Raw genomic sequence first — 18,614 nt, 5'->3', positions numbered from 1 at the left:
TCTAAAATTTAAAGTTTTTTTCGCCTATACGTAAATCATTGGATCCTGCCATTTTGATAATAGCAACGCCAAAAAAGTTTCCTGAAATATTTTCTGGTAAAGAAAATTGAACGACCTGATCGGTATTGGGAAGCATGGAGATGGAAATTGCGGGTAATTTTATTTCCTTACCGCTGTCGGTATTGGTAAGTTCAAGCTGAACGGTAGCATCATTGATGGTATTTCCATCGTTATGGATGCTTACGGCGACTTTTCTGTTTGCTGTATTCTCATTACTTACCTCTGATATATTGGTAATATCCAAACTTTTTGTCTGGTTTCCAGGCGGTGTATAAAAGATGTGAAGTCCAACCTCAAATAAGGTAATAATACCAATCCCGTTCTGAATACGTGCCTGATCTGCCTGCTGAGGAAGTTGGGTAAAAAATAACATACTGTTTGTAACAGACTTTGATGCGTTTGCAGGAATCTGCATGGTTACTACAATCTCCTTGGTGCTTTTCGCAGGCACTGTAACAGCATTTTCTAAGGTGGACACCCAAGCGGCATTAGAAGTTTTTGAACTGCCTGCATCAAGATAAACTTTATTTCCGTCTTCTTCTCTAACCCAATCTTTGTAGTTGAGATTAAAAACATAATCCTTATCCGAGCTGTTTTGAAGCGTGACTGTCTGTGTCACTTTTTCTCCTGGATTACCAGTGAAAAACAAGCGCGTAGGCGACATAGAGATACTTTGTGCCAGAATTGAAGAAGACCCTGCGAGGATAAAGAAAATAAAAAGGTGAATAAACTTGTGCATGGTGTAAATTATTTAAAAGTAAAAGATTCCCAAAACTACTGAAAACGTAACAAAAGGAACCTTTACAAACTAAAAAATTTTATTATAAAGCAGTTGCGGTATAAGTTACTGTTTGTGTATAAGTTCCGGCTGGTTTACCTAAAATGTCGGCAGAAGATGATTTCGCTGCAGGAATCGTGTAATCTAAATTAAGTGTTAATGCGCTTCCAAGTGGAGCGTTTGATACTAAAGTTTGATCCGTTGCAGATAAAACAACAGCGGTTTTTGTTCCGCCCATTGTTCCGGCAGCTGTAGCTGCTTTGATTGTCAAAACATTGACAGGGATTAAATTAGTTCCATTCATGAAATTAGCACCCCCTGCTTTTACTTTAACATTAAAGTTCTTCGTTGAAGTAACTTTTAAAGAGTTGGCTTTGGTAATTGTTTGATCAGAGTTATAATCTGCTGCAGTAGCATAGTTAAAGTCAACCGTATTACCAATTGCAGTACTTCCGGCGTCGATGGAGATCACATCGTTCAGGGTGATGTTTACTGTTGTTGTTGCGGTTGTATTTTGAGCTTGAATAGTGCTAGTTCCTAATACGATTGCTCCGATAGTTAAGGCTGCGATTGCGAATTGTTTTTTCATGACAGTAGTAATATTTAATTTTTTATTTTTATTTAATTGTTCATTTTGTATACTGCAAATCTACAGCGACGATAAAGGTTTCTTTGTAGTTGAAAATGGAAGTTCGTGTAGTAAAATAACTACACGGTTTATTCATTTGATTTAAATAAAAAAGCCCTCAACACTTTCAAAGTGTTGAGGGCGTACATATATAATTGCTGTGTTTTTTATAAAGCAGTTGCGGTATAAGTTACCGTTGCGTATAATTTTTCTTTAGGTTTTCACAAAAAAAATTATAGGTTGGTAAATTTGTTATCATCGTTTTTTGAGATTTGATAACTTTAAAAAAGATATAAAACGGCTTAATAAATTTACTGAATGTTTGGTGTATGTGTTAATTAGATTTAAATGTCCAAAAACATAGATTTTACCTTACAGCTGATAGATACTTATTCCCGGATTTTGAATTTTCTCTATATCGCTATCAATACATACAAAATCAAAGGCCTCCTGTAAGAAGCCTTCGAAACACCAAATCACAAAATATTAATATGAAAAAATTTTATTATAAAGCAGTTGTAGTATAAGTCACTGTCTGCGTGTAAGTTCCGGCTGGTTTACCTAAAATATCAGAAGATGATGATTTCGCTGCAGGAATCGTGTAATCTAAATTAAGTGTTAAAGCACTTCCAAGCGGAGCGTTTGATACTAAAGTTTGATCCGTGGCAGATAAAACAACAGCGGTTTTTGTTCCGCCCATTGTTCCGGCAGCTGTAGCTGCTTTGATTGTTAAAACATTTACAGGGATTAAGTTGGTTCCATTCATGAAATTAGCACCCCCTGCTTTTACTTTAACGTTAAAGTTCTTCGTTGAAGTAACTTTCAAAGAGTTGGCTTTGGTAATCGTTTGATCAGAGTTGTAGTCTGCTGCAGTAGCATAGTTAAAGTCAACCGTATTACCAATTGCAGTACTTCCTGCGTCAATGGAGATCACATCTTTCAGGGTGATGTTTACCGTTGTTGTTGCTGTTGTATTTTGAGCTTGAACAGTGTTAGTTCCTAATATGATTGCTACAATAATCAAAGATGCAATTGCAAATTGTTTTGTCATGGTATTTAATATTTAATTTTAGTTTATTAATTGCTTATATATCTTACAAAGCAGTTGCGGTATAAGTTACTGTTTGTGTATAAGTTCCGGCTGGTTTACCTAAAATGTCGGCAGAAGATGATTTCGCTGCAGGAATCGTGTAATCTAAATTAAGTGTTAATGCACTTCCAAGCGGAGCGTTTGATACTAAAGTTTGATCCGTTGCAGATAAAACAACAGTGCTTTTTGTTCCACCCATAGTTCCGGCAGCTGTAGCTGCTTTGATTGTCAACACATTTACAGGGATTAAGTTGGTTCCATTCATGAAATTAGCGCCCCCTGCTTTTACTTTAACGTTAAAGTTCTTCGTTGAAGTAACTTTCAAAGAGTTGGCTTTGGTAATTGTTTGATCAGAGTTATAGTCTGCTGCAGTAGCATAGTTAAAGTCAACCGTATTACCAATTGCAGTACTTCCTGCGTCAATGGAGATCACATCATTCAGGGTAATGTTTACTGTTGTTGTTGCGGTTGTATTTTGAGCCTGAATAGTGTTAGTTCCTAATACGATTGCTCCGATAGTTAAGGCTGCGATTGCGAATTGTTTTTTCATGACAGTAGTAATATTTAATTTTTTATTTTTATTTAATTGTTCATTTTGTATACTGCAAATCTACAGCGACGATAAAGGTTTCTTTGTAGTTGAAAGTGGAAGTTCGTGTAGTAAAATAACTACACGGTTTATTCATTTGGCTTAAATAAAAAAAGCCCTCAACACTTTCAAAGTGTTGAGGGCTTTTTTAAAAACTGGTGTTTACTTACAATGCAGTGGCAGTATAAGTTACTGTTTGCGTATAGGTTCCTTTAGGTTTTCCTAGAAGAACCTTTGATGCTTTTTCTGCCGAAATAGAATAAGCAATATTTAAAATTTGTTTTGAACCTAAACTTGCGTTACTTACAAGCACCTGATCATTTGTAGATAAGGTGACCTCATTCATAGTTCCCATTAAACTTCCTCCCGATATCGCTTTCACCTGTAATACATCTATAGGAATAAGGTTTGTGCCACTTACAAAATTTGTGCCCTCAGATTTTATTTTTACATCGAAATTTTTGGAGGAATTTATTACTAAACTATTGGGCACTGTTACACTTTTTGAAGAATTATAATCTGTTGTGTTCACATAATTAAAATCTACAGTGCCTCCTGAAGCCACACTTCCTTCGTCGATTGAAATAATATCTGCTAAATTAATATTGACTGATGTACTCACATGGTCTGAATTTTGTGCCAGAACCTGATGAGTTCCTACTGCTATTAGAGATAGCAAGGCGATGAAGATTTTTTTTTTCATGATAGAATAAATTTAAAGTTGGTGTAAAATAATTGTTGTATTCTAATTTAATAGTTCTGTGATATTTGGTTAAATCAAATCTAATAACATTATCTGACATGACCAAATGCTTTATTGCAATGGCTCTGGTAATTAATTGTTTTCACCATCTGCGCCAATATTAAGCAGCAGAAATTTGCTGAAAAGCTATGTAGTTTGGTAAATTTTATCTTAAAAAATAGTTGCAAGTTTATACCAAATATGACAGCGATTTGGAAACAACTTGCAGTAGTTTGGAAACAAGTACGGCAACTAAAATGATGAACTTTGCATTGTAAGATTTAAAAATAATAAAAATGCAGAAAACGATTTTCATTACCGGCGCATCATCAGGCATAGGTAGAGCTACAGCAAAATTATTTCATTCCAAAGGGTGGAATGTTATTGCTACCATGCGAACTCCTGAAAAGGAAACAGAGTTGTCTCAACTGGAAAATGTAACCCTTCTGCCATTGGATGTTACCGATTTGGAACAGATTAAGGAAACAGTTGCCAAAGCGTTATCTGAACATAATGTCGATCTTGTTTTTAACAATGCAGGCTATGGCTTATTAGGCTCATTGGAAGCGTACACAGATGAACAGATTGTACAACAGATAAACACGAATCTTTTGGGAGTTATAAGAGTTACAAAAGCGTTCATTCCATATTTCAGGAAAAAGAAAAGCGGTCTGTTTATCAGCACTACGTCTATGGGAGGATTTTTGGGGTTTCCCCTTCATTCTATTTATCACGCTACTAAATTTGGAATAGAAGGCTGGTCTGAAAGTATGTCATTTGAATTAGGAATGCATCAGATCGGTATTAAAACAATTGCTCCCGGAGCCACGGTCACCAATTTTTTAGACAGATCTCTTGAGAAAGGATTACATCCTGCTTATAAAGATTTAGAGGAAAAACTATTTGGATCCACCGATGATATGATGAGCCAAGGCATACCTGCAGAGCAAGTTGCGGAAGTTGTTTACGAAGCAGCAACGGATGGGAAAGATCAGATTAGATATTTAGTTGGGGAGGACACAAAAGCAATGGACGCCAGACGTTCGAAAATGGGTCGGGAAGATTTTAGAAAAGAACTTAGAAAACAGTTGTTGTAATCAAAAACTAACTTCTTAACTTTAAACATTTAAACATTTAAACATTTAAACATTTAAACATTTAAACATTTAAACGGCGTATGGTGTTTTTATTGAAATTTTTAGGATGTATTTTATTTTTTGTTGGTTTAGCTTTAGTCTTAAAGCCTAATTTTTTCAGTACTTCAGTTCCTAATATGGATGGTTATAAAACAATAGAGAAAAGGGTACTTTGGGGCTTCCTGTTAGGAATCAGTTTTTTTCTGCTGTTTTTTTCTGCCTGGTACTCCTGGAAAATGGTAATAGTAGGATTGCTGATTGCATTGACAGCCGGCATAATTACGGCCAGAATAATAGGTCTCGTGTTGGACGGGTTTTTCAAAAAGCAGCTGTATTGGCTTTTGATAGAACTAATGGTTTTAATCATCCTTGGGTTTTTGTATTCTTTAAGCTCAGAGAATCAAAATTAATTTCAATGTTAACAGGTATATAAAGATGCATAATATACATTCATTATCAGAGTTTCACCAATTATTATCCATCGCGGCGCCACTGCATCCTTTGGTCAGCATCGTGAAAGTTTCAGAGCTCCACGCTGTTCATTCGGAAGTATGGAGTAAATTTACCACCACATTTTACACAGTATCGTTAAAAAGTAATATTCAATCAAAAATAAAGTATGGTCAGAACTATTATGATTTTGACAGTGGTTCTATGATCTTTACCTCTCCCAAACAGGTTCAGTCTGTCGAGGCTGCAGCAAGCAATATGCTGAATAAAAAAGCAGGAACGGGCTATGTTTTGAGCTTTCATCCCGATTTTCTGGCAAACCATCCGTTGGCAGTAAGCATCAGAAAATACAATTTTTTTTCTTACGCAGTGAGTGAGGCTCTGCATATTTCTGAAAAAGAGAAAAAAATAGTTACCGAAATTTTTAAACAGATTGAGGAAGAGTATCAGCATATCGATTATCATACACAAAATGTGATTGTCTCTCAAATTGATCTTCTCCTTACTTATTGCCAAAGGTTTTATGAAAGACAGTTCATCACCCGGCGGGCGGTAAATAATGATTTACTTACCAAAGCAGAACAGATCATCAATCATTATTACGACAATGAAAAAAGTCTTGAATTAGGTATTCTCACAGTGGAATATCTGGCAAACCAACTTCACCTAACTTCCCATTACCTGAGCGATGCTTTACGTTCGCTTACGGGTATGAGTGCGCAGCAGCATATTCACGAGAAGCTTATTGAAAAGGCGAAAGAATATTTAACTTCCACCAATTTGACGGTTTCAGAAATTGCTTATAATCTGGGTTTTGAACGTTCTCAATCATTTAACAAGCTTTTCAAAAAGAAGACGAGTATATCTCCTCTGGAATTTAAGCAGTCTTTCAATTAAGCCCACTTCAATCTGTATCAACAGAAAAATAGAGTTGCTAACTTTGTTATGACATATTCTTATACTTCTTAACTTTAAGAGTATAAAAGAGATCAGAAAAAATTACAGTTTAGAAATCGAAGATTCGACGAAGTCAATTTAAGATCCAAAAAGTATATTTAATTGAAACTTGAAGAAACAAAGCTAGAACGTGACATCTTAAAAAAGCGTTAGGCATCTTTTGTTCATTCATTTGCATTTGTTTTTAAAGGTATTCACGAATACTTCTTCTTGGACAATTTTAAGTTTTACCTGATAAAAAGAGAACGTTATGATCTCATAATCTTTTACACCGTTTGGAGACAATGGGTGACAACGGCATTAGTTTCTTATATTTGTTTAGATATTATTTTCATGAATCAATCTATCAACGATTTGCTTGAACAATTGAAAAACGTTGAGCATGGCTTCAAACATATCATTTCCGCAGGTGATACCTTTTTGGGTGAAGAATTAAATCATTTTGCTGTTTCCCTTAAACTTTTGAATAACGAAAGTTATCAGTACAGAATGTTAGCGACATATATCCTCGGGCAGCTTTCTACTGAGAATTCTGAAGCACTAAAGGTTCTTGAGACACAGGTTGCAGAAGATGAAAACTGGAGAGTACAGGAAATGCTTGCCAAGGCGTTTGACCATTACTGCCAGAAAAAAGGGTATGAAAATTCTTTACCCAAAATACAAAAATGGCTTTCGGATAAAAATCCAAACGTTAAAAGAGCGGTGATAGAAGGACTGCGCATCTGGACAGGACGCCCTTATTTTAAAGAAAACCCTCAGGTAGCCATTCAACTCATCAGCAAACATAGGTCTGAGGAAAGTGAATATCTTCGTAAATCTGTTGGCAACAGCCTTCACGATATTCGCAAAAAGTTTCCTGATCTTATTCAAAGAGAAATAGATTCGTGGGATCTGACTGATAAGCATACTGCTTACACCAAAAGGATAATTGAAAAATAGGGAGGCACAAGGAATAAGCTTTATCTTAATTCCAGATTACTACAAACATGAGAGAACTTGAACAATATATAAAATCGTACTTTGGAGTTGTTGAAACGGGAGACCTGAATACGATAGTTTCATTCTTCGAGGCAAAAACCATTAAAAAAGGAGATTTTTTATTAAAATCTGGTAACCGTTGCAATGAGCTGACCTTCGTACATTCGGGGCTTTTGAGAATGTTTGCTGCCACAGACTCAAAAGAAGTGACACAATGGATTTCTACAAATGGTTATTTTACAGGCGATTTATCCAGTTTTATATTCGGAACTCCGTCAAATCTATCCATTCAGGCATTAGTGGACGCTGAAATCTCAACCATTTCAAAAGATCATTATAACCAGTTAGGCATTTTATTACCCAAGTGGCACGAGTTTGAAAAACTGTTTATCGCTCGTTGTTTTATTACCTTGGAACAAAGAATTTTCAACCATTTGTCTATGACTGCTGAAGAGAGGTATCAAGCTTTTTTTGAACAAAATCCTGCTCTTTTCAATCAGGTGCCTTTACAATATATCGCTTCAATGTTGGGTATGACGCCTGAAACATTTAGCAGGATAAGAAAAAAGCAAAGGTTGTAAATTCTTGATTTTTGTCAAGAGAGATGTTTGAATTTAAATTGATCTTTGCATCTAACATTTAAATCAAAACATTATGTTTATAGGTCATTTTGGAGTTTCCTTTGTTGCGAAAAAATTTGCTCCCAAAGTTTCATTGGCTACACTTTTCGTTGCCACACAATTTGTAGATATTCTTTGGCCGTTTCTGCTTGTTTTTGGTGTAGAAAAAGTAGCTGTAAAGCCTGGCTATACTGAAACAAATGCTTTTGAATTTCTGCATTATCCTTATACACATAGTTTGTTTATGGGTTTGGTTTGGGGGTTAATAGTAGGTGGCATTCACTGGCTGGTGAAGCGCGACTACCGTAGTGCTTTGGTTATTGGTTTTTGTGTGCTTAGCCATTGGCTGCTTGATGTGATAGTTCACGTGGCTGATTTGCCTTTGTCTCCATTTGGCGATTATAAAGTAGGTTTTGGTCTTTGGAACCATGTTGTGGTTACTTTAATAGTAGAAGCGGCCATATTCCTGGGAGGAGTATTCGTTTATACAGGAGTTACCAAAGCAAAGAATAAAGCCGGAAAATGGGGTCTTTGGACTTTGGTAGTATTGCTCTTGCTGCTTACACTTTCTAACACTTTTGGACCAACCCCGCCAGATTCTGTTATGATTTTGTTTTATTCATTTGTAATATTGATGACAATAATTATAGGTCTGTCTTACTGGGTAGATAAAAACAGAATTTTGATTGAACCTGAGATCAACACAACCACTATATAATTAAATAGCTAAAACAAAAAAGTTGTTTAGCTGGAAAATACAGCTAGGAAATCTTATCAAAGTTAAAACAATTTGAAATTGAAAAGCTCCTGACACAGAAGGCAGAGGTGTTATTGAAACTTATGTAAGATATATTACTATATAACTTTATAGAAGAAAAGCGGCTTTGTGCCGCTTTATCCATTATCAGTTGAATATAACAGAAGGTTGTAATTCCCTGATCTTCTTAATGCTTATATTTTCCAGCCATTCTTTTAAGCTTGTCAATTTTGTTAGCGACGATGATATAAGTTCTGGATCGATGGGGTTACATCCTTCTGTTGCAACCATCTCTACCAATTTTTCGAAGGTTTCACTTATGATCTTCTGCATGGTTGTAATTTATTTTTTATTCAACAGACTTATTGTATAGCTATAACTGTATTTTTTGTCGAGCAAGCGGTATTCATCATGCGGATATGCGCCCCAGCTGTCATCACCACCAAGCCCCCTTTGCTTAAGGTCAATGCTTAAAAATACCTGATGTCTTGGCGGCAAATCTGTAGGATGCTGCTGCTTTTTGGTTATTCCTGGGTCAAGGTCTTCGACACTATGATTAATGGCTGTAAAAGCAATAGGCTGCATACCTTCCACTTTTATTCCGTTGCCCAGCTGATCTGTAAGAGTGAACCAACGGACATCCATTTTATTGCCACTCTCCTGCGGACGGATGTATCCCTTGTAGTACTGATTCTCTACCTTATCCTGATAGATGCCGATAAATGACGCACTGTTCCGGTCGATATAATTTTCGTACGGACCTCTTCCATAATAACTGAGGTTATCATAATTTCCAGACAATGTGGTACGCATCCCGAAGCGTGGCAGTTCAGGAAGCTCCTTACCCGTCATATCCATTGTTGCAGTGATCTGTATATCGCCATTATTATGAATGAAATAGTTTATTTGGTAAGGCACATCAATTCCTGCCAGTTGCCACTCGACCTGAATTGCTGTTCCGGCTTCGGTCTGTTCAGCAACTGTAACTTTTTTTAGTTTTTTCTGGTCATGGGCAGAACGCCATAATCCTAATCTTGAAGGCATGCCGTTTCCGAAATCATTATCGGTAGGCGCCCTCCAGAAATACGGTTCAGGAAAATTATTGAAATTGCTATCATTTTTGTTATATCGCGTGAACTTTCCTTTTTGCAGATCAAATTCACCTTTCACGTCACCAGCATTGAAACTCAGTTTTTTATCATCTTTTGTGATGGCTAATTTTGGTTGTGCTACCAATGTTTCTTTTTTCTCAAAATAAGAACCTGCATCACCGAATTGCTCTTTGGCGATCTCCGCTCCGGCAGGCAGCATCTCTGTGGCTGTTTTCGTATATGCATAAAGGTTCAGGAAATACTCGGTTCCCGCAGACGATTTATATTTTGGAAGATTAAGCCTTATATTTTTTGACTGGTGGGGAGCCAGCTGAACATCAAATTTATCTTCATTTACTTTTTCACCATTTTTCAGCAGTTCCCATCTAAATTCATATTGGTTCAAGTCTGTAAAATCAAAGATGTTTTCAATATTAATCAAGCCTGCCTTCAGGTCTTTTGCCGTAAAGATTACATTCTGATACATCTTTTTTACTTCATAGGCACCAGGATCTGGTGTACGGTCAGAACTGATGATTCCATCGGCTACACCATTCTCGTCATTCTGCCAGTAAAATGCACCCAGATCGCCTCCATAAGCCCAAAATGGCTTGTCGTTGGCATCTTTGGTTTTAATGCCCTGATCTACCCAATCCCATATGAAACCGCCCTGCATATTCTTACTCTTCCGGATAATATCAAAATAGGTCTGCATATTACCATTGCTGTTGCCCATTGCGTGTGAATATTCGCACATAATGTAAGGTCTTGTTTTAGTGATATCGGCAGCATATTTTTTCATATCGGCGATGCGAGGGTACATAGGAGCTACAATGTCTGTATTCCAGTCTTGTCCGGCCTGCTCAAACTGCACAGGTCTGGAAGTGTCCCGGCTTTTGATCCATTTATAATTATCATGGAATACGGGGCCGTTGCCACATTCATTGCCTAAAGACCAGATAATAATAGAAGCGTGGTTTTTGTCGCGTTCCACCATTCTTACAATCCTGTCTGTGTGTGCCGGTGCCCATTCCGGCAAGTAAGCTGGGTGTACAGTTGTGTCAAACCCGCCCTGTAGTTCCGCACCCATACCGTGGGTTTCAATGTTCGCTTCATCTACCAGGTACAACCCATATTGATCGCATAATTTATACCATAGCGGATTATTTGGATAATGCGAAAGTCGTACAGCATTAATGTTCAGCTCCTTCATTAATCTGATATCTTTCAGCATCAATGCTTTAGTTGTGGTGTGACCTGTTACATCATCATGTTCATGCCTGTTTACACCGTGTACAGAGATTGGCATACCATTAACCAACAGCCTTGAATTTTTTATTTCAATTTTACGAAAGCCTATTTTCGAAGCAACAATGCTGAGTACCGTTTCTTTCTCACCCTTCAGTGTAAGGACACAATCATATAGATTTGGTGTTTCGGCATTCCATTTTAATGGATTTTTAATGGTTGTCTGAAATTTCAAAGTTTGAATGCTATCTGCATTTACACTGAGTTTTTCCTGTTTGTTATAAATAATTTTTCCTGATTTGTCCAGCAGACTGATAGACAAGCTTCCGTTTTTAAGATCATTCCCTTTAAATTTGCGAAGATCTACATCGGCACTGAACAATCCATCTTTGTATTTACCATCAAGATCTGCCTTTAGAAAGAAATCCCATATTGCTAATTTTGGTAAAGCATACAGGTAAACGTCTCTCTCCAAACCGCTCAGGCGCCAGAAATCCTGATCTTCCAGGTAACTGCCATCATGCCAGCGGAATACCTGTACAGCAAGCAGGTTATGTCCTTTTTTCAGGTATTTGCTGATATTAAATTCTGCCGGAGTCTTGGAAGCTTTAGTCATCCCAACCTTCTCGCCGTTCACATAAATAAATGCACATCCCGAAATAGAACCAAAATGAAGCAATATCTCTTTCTGATCCCAATTTTCAGGAATGGTAAACATTTTTCTGTAGGTGCCTACAGGATTATTCGGACCAATAAATGGCGGTGTTCTGGGATGCGGATAGGTGACATTGGTATAGATGGGAATACCGAAACCGTTCAGTTCCCAATTAGAAGGGACTGCTAAATTTGCCCATCCCGAATCATCAAATGTAGTTTTGTAGAAATCTGTAGGTCTGTCTTTATATTGATCTGTATAGCTGAACTTCCACTGCCCATTAAGGGATTTATAATTACTTGATTTAGTATAATCATCGTAAAGAGCATCTTGCTGATGATCGAAGGATACGAAGGTGACGTGTGGCTTTTCTTTCCCCTTATCAACTAATTTAGGATTTTCCCAATCATTGTTTTGCGCAGGTGCAGAAAAAAAGAATAAGGACAGTAATATTGACGTTACTATTTTTAAGTTCATAAAAGACGTTTTCGTGGTTAACTGATAAACAAATTTATATAAAAAATATGTTCTAGCATAAAGACCACATCGTGAAAAAGCTAAATAAATCAAGAGTCTAGGTGTGCCGCAGCAAGAAATTGTTTGATAAATTCAAAATATAATGGATGGCAATGCAAATCTTGTAAGACCCAAGTTAAGGTATTGTCTGACGATAATCTGTCCGTGAGAGGATTTCTTGTCTGTTGTAAATTGACTAAAGGAAAAGATTATAAAAAATTAGATTTTACAAAACTACTTTATGATGCCTTATCACGAGTAGTTAATCTTGCTAAAGTCTATTCTATCGGGATATTACTTTAAAACGTAAGATCATTGGCTCGATATTCCCTGAAAATTGGAATTTTTTGAAAATCATTATTGAACCGACAAGAGCAATGTTTTACTGTCTTATAGCTATCAGTTTAAAAATGAGTTGGGAGCTAAAAAAACCGGAACGAAAGTGAATTATCACCTTTTTTCCGGTTTTGTACCCAGAACCAAAGATATATCGAAATATTTGGTGGAAAGAATTGTAGAGCTAAATAATGATTAAATAGGTTCTCTATAAATCTTTTTATTTGTGATTTAAGTCATCTGAGTCAAACTAAAAAAGAATTACCAGTATATTTTTGTCAGATATTTTTACAGTTGAAGCCGTTATTAAATTTACCTTTGAATATTTAGAAATAAATAGCTTTTGAATAGTATATCCTTGATGGGTTTCATTTGACTTTTGACCAAACTAAAAATTAAGCAAAGATTTTGTTATAGAATTAGGTAGGACTCTAAAATTTTTGCAACGAATTTTTCACACTCATCTTCATTTTGATAATCGTTATTTTAATGGTATTATAACTATTTTTTAAGTAATTCTCTAGCTTCTTCACGAGATGATTCCCTTATGCTATTTTTTAACTTACTAATTTCATCTATATTATTATAAGATTTCATTGTATTAGTATTCGATTTTTTATTAATGTCAGTTTTGGCTGCTCCTTGACTTGCTAATAATGCTGCTTTTAATTCTGCATATTTTTCAAATAAGTGTGAGTTAATCAAAGGAGACTTAACATTTATTTTTTTTGATGTATTTGTCCTATATAAATTATTATTCATAGAGTGACAAGTAAAACAATTCGTTCCTTCTGTTTGGAATGTGGTTTCCATAGTGATATTTGCTAAATTTAAACTACCAAAACTTTTCCCATTACCGATACCATCTGGTTTTGATAAATTTCCATCTAGTAACTCATTAATTGGAGCATTAGTTTTTGACCATATAGAGCCGACTAATTTATAGTTCGCCCATATTTTAACTTTATCATTCGTAAGGGCTTTTTTAGCTAATTCGTTACTAGATTTAATCATTGTAACAAACTCTTTATCTTCTTTAATAACGACCATTCCTTGAGATTCCTGAGTGTATCTAACTCCTTCAGGATGGGATTGAAATACTTTATTTTTAACTTTTGGAGTAAGAGTGGTTGTATCTTGAATAATTCCATCTTCTGTATTTCCAACAGAGTTTCCATCGAATAATGTGTATTTATCTGATTTAGAATTTACAGGGTCTCCATGAAAACTTGTTCTATCTGGTGCTAAATCTCGTTGATCAAAAGTTGACCACACGCCTTCAGGGTGCTCTGCTGTAACTGTAAATATATGAAAGCCAATCATAGACATTCTTTGTAGCTCAACGTTGTTATAATTTTCGTCCAAATTTTTATCAGGTTGATTTACAATTGCAGTGATATTAAAAGTTTTAGTAGAATCTACTACTTCAGATGTTTTTATCCAAGCTATTTTAATTTCGGTAGCACCAACTGGATATTGATTTTTACTCTCACGAATAGAACGCTTTAAGCTGTCATTTTTTAGTATTTCAGCTGCTTGGCTAATAATTGATGATGCATCGCCTGAATTAAACATCTCTAATATTCCGTCATTAGCATGTATCGAATATCTTACGAGAGAATTGCTCTTGCTACTCAATTTTGTTCCGTCTGCTTGTTGATACAAATCTAAGATTAATGGTAATTTACCATCTTTTAGGTATGAAGATTGTAATCCTTTCTTTTTTAAAAAATCTATTTTTATTTCTTCACCAAAATCATTAACCTGTTTTAATTCTTTCATAAATACAGGAACATTATCTTCGGTATTTGACGTTAACCATAAAAATTTTTGCCAAGACCAGTCAACAAACATTTGATCATTGTCAAGAACTATGGTATCAACTGTATTTTTAATTTCGTTATTCTTATTGTAATCTTCAAAAATACTTACTAAGCCTGTTTGAGTTTTAGAATAAGTATTTTTTTTACAAGATGTAAGCCCCAGTAAAGTAGCTGTTGTAATGCTCAAAAGCATCAATTTTTTGAATTTTGATTTCATGGTTATTTAGATTATTAGTTTTTAGTTGATTATATCTTTAAAATTGCAATAACATTATTTAGTTATAAGCAGGGTGGTTATTAAAAAATTTATTACACTGTTTTACAAATCCATTTTATACAATATAAATTGCAAAACTTTAGACTGAAATTAATTTTCCACTTAGGAACTCGAGATGTTCCCATATGCCCTGTTAGCATAATAATAGTTACTAAAATCATGGCTAAATTATGACCAACAGATAAAAGCATAGAGAATAATATCAATAACATCAATCCCCAACCTGCCGCTAACATGTTTAGTTGATGCTTATTAATAAAACAATATTAATATAATTTATTTGAAAATAATTCAGTATTATCACTGAATTTTGAAGTAATGTATTATGCAATGGTCACTAAATTTTCGTGTGGGATTTAATTGAATCTCTTATTTCGCAATTTCATGAACTTCAACTAAGTTGTGGAAAATTATTGAATCCAAAATTTCTGTCAGGGAACTAAATAGAGTACTTTTCTGAAAGATTAATTAAACAATCAATTAATACATATTTCTCAGATTTGACTCTGATAAATTTAATGAACTCTTTGAGCGTTAAAATGGACTTGACGAGTGTATCTTCAAACACTTTTATCGATGATTTGACTCGTTTGAGCCAAATTAAACAAGAATTGCAAAGCTCATTTTTTATTAAATAATTTCTTTTAGTTTTTGTCTAAAGCAATTTAATTCTAAGAATTATTAACAATCAGCAATGGAATAATAAGCCTTAATTTGGCTGTGTTGGTCTTGTTCCCATTAAACTATTTTCGATTGATATATTAATCAAAAAATGGTGTACTCAAAAATAAGTTACCATTGTCAATTGTATAAAAAAATATACTATCGCACTCATAACTAAAGCAGATATTCAGGAACTCACTCTCCAAACATTCTGCATTTATTTAATGAAATTAAGCTAGTATTATTTAACGGTTAAATTGCTGAATGTTTTCATCGTAAGAATTATAATTAAAAAAAATTAAAAATGGCGCCAACTGTATTCAGTTGGCGCCATTTATCGTTTGTACCCAGGACCGGGATCGAACCGGTACTCCTAAGAACTGGTGTTTGAGACCAGCGCGTCTACCAATTCCGCCACCTGGGCTGGTGTTACAGTATGCTGTAAATCGGTGTGCAAATATAGAAACTTTTTTTTATGTTCAAAAACTTTTTGTAAACTTTTCTTTAAAAAATAATCTCCAAACCATCGTAGGCAAGGTGCATTCCTTTGGGAAGTAACTTATCCTCAATATCATGCAATCCAAAATGATGACTGATATGCGTTAAAAATAATTTTTCAGGTTTCAGTTCTTCGTGAAGTTTTATAACGTCTGCCAATACAAAATGGGCAGGATGCGGATCAAATTTACGGATGCAGTTCAAAATAAGAACATCCAGATTATGTAATTTTTCCTTTTCGGTATCAGAAATGAAACCGGCATCTGTAATGTAAGCCAAATTTTTAAATTTATATCCGAATACATTTATTTTGTAATGGATAACCTCAATGGGAGTAATTTCAAGATCTAAAACTTCAAAAGGTTTATTTTCAATCGTATGCAGGTCAAATGCGGGAGCTCCGGGATATCTTTCATCGGTAAATGCATAAGGAAAACGGTTCTTCACTTCATTTCCCACTCTTTCACTGCTGTAAAGAGGCATATTTTTTCCGCTTTTAAAAATTAGGGGACGCATGTCATCAAGACCAATGACGTGGTCGTTGTGCTCATGGGTAAGAAGTGTAATGTCAACATGGTTTTCCTGATTGATAAGCATTTGCTGTCTGAAATCGGGACCGCAATCGATGAGTATTTTTTTATTTTCATCAGTTGTTACCATTGCAGAAGCTCTGAAACGCTTATCTTTCGGATTTTTCGAGGTGCAGACCTCGCAAGTGCAGCCAATAACGGGAACGCCCTGAGAAGTTCCGGTTCCTAAAAATTTCAACTTCATTTGTTTTGAGGTTGGTTTAATTTTGGTAAATTTACGAAAAATTTAATGTCCTAATGTATCAGAAACTAACTCCTAAACAAAAAGCATTAACAATTAATCTAGATCCTACTATTTATGGTACTTTCGCAGAAATTGGAGCAGGACAGGAAACTGTACGACACTTTTTTAGAGCAGGGGGAGCTTCCGGTACAATTGCTAAGGCAATGTCGGCTTACGACAAAGATTTTAGTGATGCCATCTACGGAAAAGAGGTTAAAAACAGATATGTAACCCAAAACAGACTTCGAAAAATGCTTCGCTATGAAGTGGCCCTGATCGAAGAAAGAATTTCCAGAGAAAACAGCCCAAACAGAAAGTTTTTTTCTTACGCAAATACGGTAACCACCATCAATTTTGACAAAACGGTAAAAGGTCACGGTTGGGTAGGAATCCGTTTTCAGGTAAAAGAAAATGAAGATTATAATGAGGTTGTCATTCACGTAAAATTTAAAGAAAACGATGCTACTTTACAGCAGGAAACTCTCGGTAATTTAGGGGTGAATCTTATTTTCGGTGCGTTTACGTATTTTGATAATCCGAGAAGATTGATTGAATCTCTGTATGACGATGTTGCTACAGATAATCTTGAGATTGATATGATCGATTTCAGCGGTCCCGCTTTCGCTTACGTTGACAACAGACTGATGTCTTTGCAATTGGTGAAAAATAATATGACCGATGCTGTTATCTTTAATTCTCAGGGAAATAATATGCTTCCGGCAGATGTTTTGTACAAAAAAAATATTTTCGCTGTCAGAGGGAGCTTCAGACCGGTAACAAGAGTAAATATTGATATGCTCAGAAACGGAATGGATATGTTTCTGAAAGATGCAATCTGTACCCACGAAGAAACGGAAGTTCTGATCGAAATTACGATTTCAAACCTACGTGCAGATGGAGATATTGATGAAAGGGATTTCTTAGACAGGGTAGATGTACTTGGTAAATTAGGTTACACGGTAATTATCTCAAACTTCTCAGAATATTACCGACTGATCGACTATTTCTCTCATTATACGAATGGCGACATTGGTGTTGCAATGGGGGTAAATAATATGTTGATGGTATTTGATGAGAAGTATTATAAAGATTTATCAGGTGGAATTCTGGAAGCTTTCGGTAAATTTTTCCGTAACGGAATGAGAGTGTATCTTTATCCTTACAAAGATCCTGAAACTCACGAATTGTTAAATTCAGATAACCTTAAAGTAGAAGAAAGTCTGAAAGAATTATATAAATATTTCAAACTCAACAATCGTATTGTAGATATTAAAAATTACGATCCCGAGTTTTTGGAGATTTATTCGAGAGAAATACTGAGAAAAATAGCCTGCAACGTGAGCGGTTGGGAAAATCAGGTGCCGGAAGGTGTTGCTGAAATGATAAAAGAAAGAGGAATGTTCGGCTACAAACAGGAGCTTTCTCTAAAACAATTTTCTTAAAAACAAATTTAAAAATGTCTGAATTAAAAAAAAGACTTTCGTCTATTCTTGAAAGTCCAAAACATAATACTGAGGAGAAACTTGAAAAAGTTTGCCATTTATTGGATCAGGAAATTTCATATTTCAACTGGACCGGTTTTTATTTCAAAAACGGTGATAAAGACGAGTTAAAATTAGGTCCGTATGTTGGTGCAGAAACCGATCACGTCATTATTCCTTACGGAAAAGGAATTTGCGGACAGGTTGCTGTTTCAAACGAAACCTTCATCGTTCCGGACGTTCATTTACAGGATAATTATCTGAGCTGTTCAATTGATACAAAGGCTGAAATCGTAGTTCCGATTTTCAAAAACGGAGAAAATATTGGTCAGATCGATATTGATTCTCATACGATTGATCCTTTCACAAAAGAAGATTTAGAATTACTGGAATGGCTTTGTAATGAGGTTTCCAAGATTTTGTAACTC

At 35.3% G+C, this 18,614-nt stretch carries 16 protein-coding genes and 1 tRNA gene; 7 read left to right on the top strand and 10 right to left on the bottom strand.

Annotated features, from left to right (window positions below; translation table 11 throughout):
* Position 1 precedes the first annotated feature (1 nt).
* The 5 genes from AC4FQ5_RS14325 to AC4FQ5_RS14305 all read right to left on the bottom strand — a co-directional run bounded on the left by AC4FQ5_RS14325 (position 2) and on the right by AC4FQ5_RS14305 (position 3,848).
* Positions 2 to 799, bottom strand: a complete 798-nt coding sequence (locus tag AC4FQ5_RS14325; protein WP_491144368.1) for a fimbrial biogenesis chaperone — start codon at positions 797 to 799, stop codon at positions 2 to 4.
* An 82-nt stretch (positions 800 to 881) separates the two neighbouring features.
* Positions 882 to 1,427, bottom strand: a complete 546-nt coding sequence (locus AC4FQ5_RS14320) for a peptidoglycan-binding protein LysM (protein WP_491144367.1) — start codon at positions 1,425 to 1,427, stop codon at positions 882 to 884.
* A gap of 544 nt (positions 1,428 to 1,971) precedes the next feature.
* Positions 1,972 to 2,517: a peptidoglycan-binding protein LysM gene (locus tag AC4FQ5_RS14315; RefSeq protein ID WP_491144365.1), complete on the bottom strand. Its 546-nt coding sequence runs from the start codon at positions 2,515 to 2,517 to the stop codon at positions 1,972 to 1,974.
* A 43-nt stretch (positions 2,518 to 2,560) separates the two neighbouring features.
* Positions 2,561 to 3,106 (bottom strand): peptidoglycan-binding protein LysM, encoded by a 546-nt coding sequence (locus tag AC4FQ5_RS14310; RefSeq protein WP_491144363.1) that lies wholly within the window; start codon positions 3,104 to 3,106, stop codon positions 2,561 to 2,563.
* 205 nt (positions 3,107 to 3,311) lie between these two features.
* Positions 3,312 to 3,848, bottom strand: coding sequence for a peptidoglycan-binding protein LysM (locus AC4FQ5_RS14305; RefSeq protein WP_491144361.1), 537 nt, complete (start codon positions 3,846 to 3,848; stop codon positions 3,312 to 3,314).
* A gap of 335 nt (positions 3,849 to 4,183) precedes the next feature.
* On the opposite strand from AC4FQ5_RS14305, the gene AC4FQ5_RS14300 reads away from it, so the two are divergent.
* Positions 4,184 to 4,984, top strand: a complete 801-nt coding sequence (locus tag AC4FQ5_RS14300) for an SDR family oxidoreductase (protein WP_491144359.1) — start codon at positions 4,184 to 4,186, stop codon at positions 4,982 to 4,984.
* 184 nt (positions 4,985 to 5,168) lie between these two features.
* Here AC4FQ5_RS14300 and AC4FQ5_RS14295 read toward each other — a convergent pair whose 3' ends face one another.
* Positions 5,169 to 5,390 carry a hypothetical protein gene (locus AC4FQ5_RS14295; RefSeq protein WP_491144358.1) on the bottom strand — a complete coding sequence of 74 codons (222 nt, stop codon included), beginning with the start codon at positions 5,388 to 5,390 and terminating at the stop codon, positions 5,169 to 5,171.
* 68 nt (positions 5,391 to 5,458) lie between these two features.
* On the opposite strand from AC4FQ5_RS14295, the gene AC4FQ5_RS14290 reads away from it, so the two are divergent.
* From AC4FQ5_RS14290 to AC4FQ5_RS14275, 4 genes are all read left to right on the top strand, one after another.
* Positions 5,459 to 6,370, top strand: coding sequence for a helix-turn-helix domain-containing protein (locus AC4FQ5_RS14290; protein ID WP_491144356.1), 912 nt, complete (start codon positions 5,459 to 5,461; stop codon positions 6,368 to 6,370).
* Positions 6,371 to 6,763: 393 nt separating this feature from the next.
* Complete coding sequence (locus AC4FQ5_RS14285) at positions 6,764 to 7,369, top strand: HEAT repeat domain-containing protein (RefSeq protein ID WP_491144354.1); 606 nt, start codon at positions 6,764 to 6,766, stop codon at positions 7,367 to 7,369.
* Positions 7,370 to 7,416: 47 nt separating this feature from the next.
* Positions 7,417 to 7,989: a Crp/Fnr family transcriptional regulator gene (locus tag AC4FQ5_RS14280; RefSeq protein WP_491144352.1), complete on the top strand. Its 573-nt coding sequence runs from the start codon at positions 7,417 to 7,419 to the stop codon at positions 7,987 to 7,989.
* A gap of 73 nt (positions 7,990 to 8,062) precedes the next feature.
* Entirely contained in the window at positions 8,063 to 8,746 is a 684-nt protein-coding gene (locus AC4FQ5_RS14275) for a metal-dependent hydrolase (protein WP_491144350.1), read from the top strand.
* Between the two features lie 381 nt (positions 8,747 to 9,127).
* Here the strand turns inward: AC4FQ5_RS14275 and lacZ are convergent, their stop codons facing one another.
* From lacZ to AC4FQ5_RS14255, 4 genes are all read right to left on the bottom strand, one after another.
* Positions 9,128 to 12,256, bottom strand: a complete 3,129-nt coding sequence (gene lacZ, locus AC4FQ5_RS14270; RefSeq protein WP_491144348.1) for a beta-galactosidase, LacZ type — start codon at positions 12,254 to 12,256, stop codon at positions 9,128 to 9,130.
* 876 nt (positions 12,257 to 13,132) lie between these two features.
* The gene (locus AC4FQ5_RS14265; protein WP_491144346.1) at positions 13,133 to 14,671 is read right to left on the bottom strand and encodes a hypothetical protein; all 1,539 of its coding nucleotides are present in this window, start codon (positions 14,669 to 14,671) and stop codon (positions 13,133 to 13,135) included.
* A 1,067-nt stretch (positions 14,672 to 15,738) separates the two neighbouring features.
* Positions 15,739 to 15,818, bottom strand: a tRNA-Leu gene (locus tag AC4FQ5_RS14260).
* Between the two features lie 80 nt (positions 15,819 to 15,898).
* On the bottom strand, positions 15,899 to 16,666 hold the full coding sequence (locus AC4FQ5_RS14255) for an MBL fold metallo-hydrolase (RefSeq protein WP_491144344.1): 768 nt from the start codon (positions 16,664 to 16,666) through the stop codon (positions 15,899 to 15,901).
* A 53-nt stretch (positions 16,667 to 16,719) separates the two neighbouring features.
* On the opposite strand from AC4FQ5_RS14255, the gene AC4FQ5_RS14250 reads away from it, so the two are divergent.
* Positions 16,720 to 18,147: a TonB-dependent receptor gene (locus AC4FQ5_RS14250; protein ID WP_491144342.1), complete on the top strand. Its 1,428-nt coding sequence runs from the start codon at positions 16,720 to 16,722 to the stop codon at positions 18,145 to 18,147.
* A 14-nt stretch (positions 18,148 to 18,161) separates the two neighbouring features.
* Entirely contained in the window at positions 18,162 to 18,611 is a 450-nt protein-coding gene (locus AC4FQ5_RS14245) for a GAF domain-containing protein (protein ID WP_219971472.1), read from the top strand.
* The last annotated feature ends 3 nt before the right edge of the window (positions 18,612 to 18,614 follow it).

It is taken from the genome of Chryseobacterium sp. DT-167, assembly GCF_058310155.1.
The sequence above is the reverse complement of the archived record's forward strand: the minus strand, read 5'-3'. Positions and strand labels throughout refer to the sequence as shown.